Origin of the sequence: Williamwhitmania taraxaci (assembly GCF_900096565.1) — a bacterium.
GTDB classification, from domain to species: Bacteria; Bacteroidota; Bacteroidia; order Bacteroidales; family Williamwhitmaniaceae; genus Williamwhitmania; species Williamwhitmania taraxaci.
The window spans coordinates 765-7,262 of the sequence record NZ_FMYP01000110.1 but is presented as its reverse complement, the minus strand read 5'-3'; the positions used below and the strand labels follow the sequence as shown (position 1 = coordinate 7,262).

6 protein-coding genes are annotated in these 6,498 nt (G+C 37.6%); 5 read left to right on the top strand and 1 reads right to left on the bottom strand.

The genetic code is table 11. The features are described 5' to 3' along the window. Nucleotides 1-492 precede the first annotated feature (492 nt). Nucleotides 493-1,926, top strand: a complete 1,434-nt coding sequence (locus BLS65_RS16775; RefSeq protein WP_092440964.1) for a hypothetical protein — start codon at nucleotides 493-495, stop codon at nucleotides 1,924-1,926. A gap of 522 nt (nucleotides 1,927-2,448) precedes the next feature. Here the strand turns inward: BLS65_RS16775 and BLS65_RS18835 are convergent. After that, the gene (locus BLS65_RS18835) at nucleotides 2,449-2,700 is read right to left on the bottom strand and encodes a hypothetical protein (RefSeq protein ID WP_244500711.1); all 252 of its coding nucleotides are present in this window, start codon (nucleotides 2,698-2,700) and stop codon (nucleotides 2,449-2,451) included. Between BLS65_RS18835 and BLS65_RS19075 the strand changes: the two genes are divergently transcribed. The 4 genes from BLS65_RS19075 to BLS65_RS16755 all read left to right on the top strand — a co-directional run bounded on the left by BLS65_RS19075 (nucleotide 2,614) and on the right by BLS65_RS16755 (nucleotide 6,106). Further along, nucleotides 2,614-2,808, top strand: coding sequence for a hypothetical protein (locus tag BLS65_RS19075; RefSeq protein ID WP_394331469.1), 195 nt, complete (start codon nucleotides 2,614-2,616; stop codon nucleotides 2,806-2,808). The two genes, BLS65_RS18835 and BLS65_RS19075, sit on opposite strands and share 87 nt — an antisense overlap. A gap of 127 nt (nucleotides 2,809-2,935) precedes the next feature. Continuing rightward, nucleotides 2,936-3,979: a Fic family protein gene (locus BLS65_RS16765; RefSeq protein ID WP_092440962.1), complete on the top strand. Its 1,044-nt coding sequence runs from the start codon at nucleotides 2,936-2,938 to the stop codon at nucleotides 3,977-3,979. A 689-nt stretch (nucleotides 3,980-4,668) separates the two neighbouring features. Then, entirely contained in the window at nucleotides 4,669-5,412 is a 744-nt protein-coding gene (locus BLS65_RS16760; RefSeq protein WP_092440961.1) for a PA3715 family protein, read from the top strand. Nucleotides 5,413-5,644: 232 nt separating this feature from the next. After that, nucleotides 5,645-6,106 (top strand): hypothetical protein, encoded by a 462-nt coding sequence (locus tag BLS65_RS16755; RefSeq protein WP_125869929.1) that lies wholly within the window; start codon nucleotides 5,645-5,647, stop codon nucleotides 6,104-6,106. Nucleotides 6,107-6,498 lie beyond the last annotated feature (392 nt).

The following is a 6,498-nucleotide window of genomic DNA, read 5'->3' as shown; positions in this document are numbered from 1 at the left end:
TGACTTCTCCCTACATGCTCACGAGCATCGGGAGATCTCCCTCGGTAAGGTAAATGTCCTTCCGTCTAACCCTGCGGGATCTACATAGCTACCCTGTTTGTATTCGTTGGGCTTTGCAATGGTGTGCTTGCTCACCCGAGCAGCTGTGCCTCATATCCCGTTCCTGTTCGTCAGTTCAGACGTTTGCCGTTTGGCTTACTTCAGTGCATGGGTCACCCCAAACCACCTTGCCACTTGCTAGTGCTTCGGACACGACTCCGCGCACAAGGGACTTTCACCCTCTGGACTTGTTCCAAAAACGCTTCCGTTTAAAGAACTTTTACTATATTTACCATTCAAGGCACACACACGCGGTATAAAACATTGGGGTTTAAGTAGTTATTCAAGCGTTCTGCCCCGCATCAAGTTCGGTGTAACTGGACAGGAAAGTAGCCCGCAGTCCCCAACGATTTCATACCGCCACCGTTAGCAAACAGTTTAAAAAATAACACTATGAATAAAATGATTCTTTTTTTTGTGATTTGTTTTTCAATTTCACAATTTATCAATGCTCAGACTTATTATCCAAATATTAATAGTCAGAGCGAAAAAAACCTGAAAATTAAAAAAGTTGAAAGAAGTTCATCAAGCACTATTATTGAGTTTGAATATTTCAGGACTGAATCTAAGGGAATTTATATTTATTTAAATCCACCCAATTCGGATGGTGCTTATTATATTCAAGCTAATGGAATCAAATTTCTCCTACTTAGTACAGAAGGAATTGCAAATAAAGATGCTATAACCATTGCTTACCCCAATAAACAAATAACTTTCTCAGCTATTTTTGAACCTTTACCTAAATCAATTACAAAATTTGATTTAATCGAAGGGGCAACAGGTACATGGAATTTTTATGGAATTGATAATAGTAATTCTGATAATTCCAAAACTAATCCAGATAAAATAAATTTTAGTTCAAAAACTACTGATACTTTGTATTATGATAGCAAATGGAAAGGTGTTGATACAAGAGGAACTGCCTCATTTTATAGAATCATAAATTTAGATAATAATAGCAATATTTCAGGTTTAGTTAAGGATTATTATATAACAGGAGAGTTACAAGGTAAAGGAGATGCATTATTTATTGATAGATATGATGATAGTAATTCCAAATGGAAAGGAATTGTATACACTTATTCAAAAAATGGTGAAACTTTATCAGAAACTGATATGGATAAACTGTGTAAATCTTACTACAAAGATGGCAAGACTTTCCAGTACTATGTTCATAATGGAATATCTGTAACAATGCATTTATCTATTGAAAGAACCTATGGTAAATATTATGTTGCTTATGTTGCTATCGAAAATTTGACTGGGAAATCGTTTAACTTCAACCCCGAAACTATTACCGCAATAATGATAAAAAGCGGAACTGAAACTTCTGGCGAAGTGCTGTCTGCAAATGAATATATGAGAAAAGTGAACAATAGACAAGCATGGAATGCTGCATTAGTTGCTTTTGGAGAATCTAGTGCAGCAAATCAAGCAGGTTATTCAAGTTCAACAACGACTTCATCAACAAGTGGATATGCCAATAGCTATGGTAGTGCTTCAGGATATTATGGGAATACTTATGGAAGTGTATATGGAAGCAGTAGTACTTATGGTTCAGCAACATCTCGCAGTAATACTCAATCTTATAATGGTGCAGCAAATTATGCAGCTCAACAAAACGCTCAACAAAACATAAATAATTTTCAAAATCAACAGTATCAAATACAAAATGTCTTGAATCAAGGCTATTTAAAGCTGAATACAATTGATAACGAGCAAAGGATAGTTGGACAAATAAATATAAATTATAAAAGTGCTGATAAAATCAAGGTCACAATACCAGTGAATGGGGTAAATTATGATTTTTGGTGGAATAATAATTAAAACCGTTTGCTAACAAAGTGTAGCAGCAATAAGGGCTTCCGTGGTATTCGAGCATTCTACCCCGCTCAAACTTCGGTGTCTGCGGACAGGAAAGTAGCCAGCAATCCCTTACTGCTGCTACACTCAACCGTTAGCGGTCATTCTATTGACGACCGTGCGACCAAAGTTTTTAATAGAGCTTGCAAAGCCGACCCAAAGAAAAATTGTTTTAAAAAAAATTCCACCGCTTCAAAAAAATAAAAAACGCAACGCACAGCCGACACTCAATGACACGACAACTCAATAAAGACAATGGTTTACAAACACGGTGGACAAGAACGCCAGCCACTAATAAATAGGACCTTAAGCGGCACGAAGTGCCCAGCGAGAGGTCCCGGTTGAGTTACATCCCGGGTTAAACGGATTTTTTCTATGGGGTTTTCAATGCAATTATTCTTTTTCGGAGGGAAATTTACTGACATAAGCTGGCCATTTGCACTGGCCTAACTCATCAGAACAGCATACTTTCACACCAGCATAGGCTTACCCCTTCAGGTTACACCGGAGGCGTAAGCCTTTTTCCTTTGCGTATGGGCGTAAGCCTCCTGCCTGCCAGCAGTGGTAGGGAATGCCTTGTTCTAAAATTGATTCACACACAAAAGCATAGTAGGCGTAGCCCAATACCTCGAACCCTTTATTCGGGGTTGGGTGAACTACTACGGCAAGTTCAGGATTTATGAGCTGAGCCCAATCTTTCAGCTGCTCCGCAAGCGACTGGTTAGGTGGGCATGCCAAAGGTATAAACGGTACAAGACGAGTTTAAACCGAGCTTATCAATGGTTGGAACGGATACGGGAACAATTTCCGAATTTGTTTTACCACTGGCGACTAGGTTTCTCGTAAAGTATTGGTAGATTTGTATAACAAGAGCCGTGTGATGGGAACCGTAACGCAGTGGAGCTTATGACCGTGCTATCTTGAAAGTTGACAATAATGAAGTAAATTTACGACTTACGACATAATTCTGAAAATGGATAATTTTGAAGAATATTTACGGCAAGGTGAACCCAACAAAGCAGAAAAAGCAAAAGTTTGGAAAACCGCTATCGGATTGCAACAAGTTGATGGGTTAAAACCTTCTGATTATTTGATAGCAACAGCCAAGCAGAACATTGAAGGCGACATTTCCATTGATGAGGTAAAACAGTTAATAAACAGTTATTACAAGCAGCATCCTGAAAAAGACTCCGAAAACCGCACTGAAGAAGCAGACAAAGTTTCGGCACAAATTGCCGAAATATTAAGTGAACAAACCTTTACGTTTTCGCCAGCCGAATATCTTACCATTCATCGCAGGTTGTTTCAATGCGTTTACAGCCATGCAGGCAGAATCCGTGATTATAACATTACCAAGCAAGAATGGGTTTTAAATGGAGATACGGTTTTATATGCGAGTGCTGAGAGTTTGAAAGTTACTTTGGAGTATGATTTTGAACAAGAAAAGAAATTTAGATTCAAAGGTTTAAGCCAACAAGAAATCATAGAACACATAGCCCATTTTATTAACGATTTGTGGCAGATTCACACTTTTGGCGAGGGCAATACACGGACAACGGCAATTTTTTTAATAAAATATCTTCGAAAACTTGGTTTTAAGGAAGTAAATAACGACTTATTTGCAGAACATTCGTGGTATTTCCGAAATGCACTTGTGCGAGCCAACTATGAAGATTTATCCAAAGGCATTCACAAAACAGAAATATATCTTATTCACTTTCTTTCTAATTTATTGCTTGGTGAAAACCATCCGCTGATAAATCGAGAAATGCACGTTCAATACATTGATACTGTAAAAAAGCAAAATGACACTGTAAAAATTGAGAATGATACTGAAAATGACACTGTATTTTATTTGATAAAGCAAAATAACAAAATAACAGCAACCGAAATGGGAGAAAGATTAAAGATAAGTTTGAGCACAGTAAAAAGGAAAATAAAAGAACTTAAAGATAGCGGAATAATAGCACGCCTCGGAAGCGATAAAACAGGTCATTGGGAAATAGTAGAGAAATGAAATCATACCACATTTTGAAAGCAAAATGACAAAGAAAATAGAACACCAGCACCCAATAAATAGGACTTTAAGCGGCACGAAGTGCCCAGCGAGAACCCCGAAGGGCTCATGAGCGAAGCGAATAACTTCCGGTTGAATTACATCCCGGGTTCAATGGTTTCATCCTATGGGTTTTCAAGTCCTTTATCCTTTCTCGGAGGAGTATTTACCGGCACAAGTAGGCAACCTGCCCATGCCTAACTTATCAGAATAGCATACTTTCACACCAGCATAGGCTTACCCCTTCAGGTTACACCGGAGGCGCAAGCCTTTTTCTTTTGTGTATGGGCGTACGCCTCCAGCCCGCCAGCATCGGCAGGGTATGGGGTGGAAAGGTTAGACGATTGCGATTGTGATGCATTGCAGCCTTTATGTACATCGCCAAGGCATCCCGCTCCCTCACCAACCCAGCGGTGGAGGAGTTTTTATTTGCATCGTTGCAAAATATATTGGCCCACTAAGGTCCTAGGTAGCCGAAAATGGTTAGATTTGAATTGTGCCGCTGAAACCGCACAATACCTACCAATAGGGCATGTATTGTGTGATTTTATCACACATATAGACGAGTTATAGCTCATTTTAGATTGAACCACAGCTTCGATTTTCAATACGATAAATGAATTTTAATATAAATTAGTTATTAAGAAGAAATGAATAAAATTGTGATTTTCATATCAGCTTTAATAAGTTGTTTGTTTTCATTGACTGGCTTGTCCCAGACAGAAAATAGATTGAATGATTATTATGACCAGTTAAAAATTGATAAACGCAAAATTTTAAATGAATTTGTTACATATAAGACCTTACCATATGACACTAATTCAACAATATATGTGATACCTGTAAAAACTGACGAAGGTGAAGGTTGGTGGTCGGCTGACATTCATTTGTTTAAAACGTTAACAAACTCTGGAAAAATTATAACATATTCAATCTTTGAGCATGCAACACAATCAGATGCTATTGCACTTTATAAAATTTGGATAGATACAGCACCATATAAATTAACAAAGAGTAATAGTGCATTTGGAATAAGATTGGATTATGCAAACAATTCTCGTGCTGCTGGATTTGACGGTGAGACACTTTTATTGGTTGAAGAAAAAAATGGGAATTTTATTAATATCTTGAAATTAGATGTTTCAAAAATTGTTGCTTATGGTGGAGGAGATTGTGAAAATACAGAAATGTATAAACAGAAGAGTATCTTAGTCATAGATAAAGTGAATTCTAATAAGGGTTATAATAAAATAATTGAGAAGGTTTACTTTGAACACTTTTACTTGAATAAAGACTGTGAAGATGGGAAAAAGGAGAAAAAGAATTTTAAAAACGTTTTCCAATTCAATGACAGTTTATATATCTGTAAAGGGCAAAGATTAGATGGATGGTAAAAAAACGAGCTATAACAAATGGTATATTTCAAAAGGGGTTTCGCAGCTTTGGCAGGTTCACAACCCGCCTCAAATTTCGTTCACCTCGACAGTGAGAAACTCCTGCAATCCCCTTTCGCCACATACCATCAAACGTTACCCGCAATGTTAAGTGCGACCTATACGATAACGACAATTTGGACAATCTTTGGCTGACTTTTTAGGAATTATTATGAATCGAACAGACAAGCTTATGACAAAGCAGACAGTAATTTACAATTTTAGAAAATGTTTTAAATTAAATATAATTTTGTCATTTGGACTTATTTTCCTTATGACATCTTGTTTCTATTCTGGAAAATACTTTGCGTCATATACAGTTCAAAATAAGCAAACAGACAAAAACGCAAAAGTGATTTCAATAGACTTTCTAAACCAACTTGCAGACAAAAATTCTTTAACAAAAGACTCAAAATTCGACGGAATCGACACACTTGGATTTTACGGACAACCTTATCATTATTTCAAATTTTGGTTTGAGCAAATAGACAGTAACACAATTGTAAAACTTGACTACTATGGGGTTTATGGAAGTAGAAAAAATCAACCCTACCGAGACTTATTTTCTGAGCTGAACGACTTTATGAAAACAAATTTTATTATTATTGAACAAGATATAAAAGAAGAAAACAATGCGAAGAAAAAAGAAAAATAGATGTAAAAAACACAACTGCTAATAAATAGGACCTTAAGCGGCACGAAGTGCCCAGCGAGAGGTCCCGGTTGAACTACATTCCGGGTTAAACGGTTTTATCCTATGAGTTTTTAAGTCCTGATCCTTTCTCGGAGGGAGATTTATCGGCATAAGTAGGCAACCTGCCCGTGGCTAAATTACCGAAACAGCATACTTTCACACCAGCATAGGCTTACCCCTTCAGGTTACATCGGAGAGATTAGCCTATTTCTGTTGTGTATAGGCGTAAGCCCCCAGCCCGCCAGCATCGGCAGGGGATGGGTTGGAAAAGGTTAGGCGATTGCATTTGCGATGCATTGCGGTCCAATATGCACGGATGGAAATCGCGTTTGCGATGCATTGCGGTCCAATAT

What these genes read in the sequence shown, in the direction of transcription:
- BLS65_RS16775 (WP_092440964.1), top strand. Translation starts at nt 493, where the DNA reads ATGAATAAAATGATTCTTTTTTTTGTGATTTGTTTTTCAATTTCACAA.
- BLS65_RS16765 (WP_092440962.1), top strand. Translation starts at nt 2,936, where the DNA reads ATGGATAATTTTGAAGAATATTTACGGCAAGGTGAACCCAACAAAGCA.
- BLS65_RS16760 (WP_092440961.1), top strand. Translation starts at nt 4,669, where the DNA reads ATGAATAAAATTGTGATTTTCATATCAGCTTTAATAAGTTGTTTGTTT.
- BLS65_RS16755 (WP_125869929.1), top strand. Translation starts at nt 5,645, where the DNA reads ATGACAAAGCAGACAGTAATTTACAATTTTAGAAAATGTTTTAAATTA.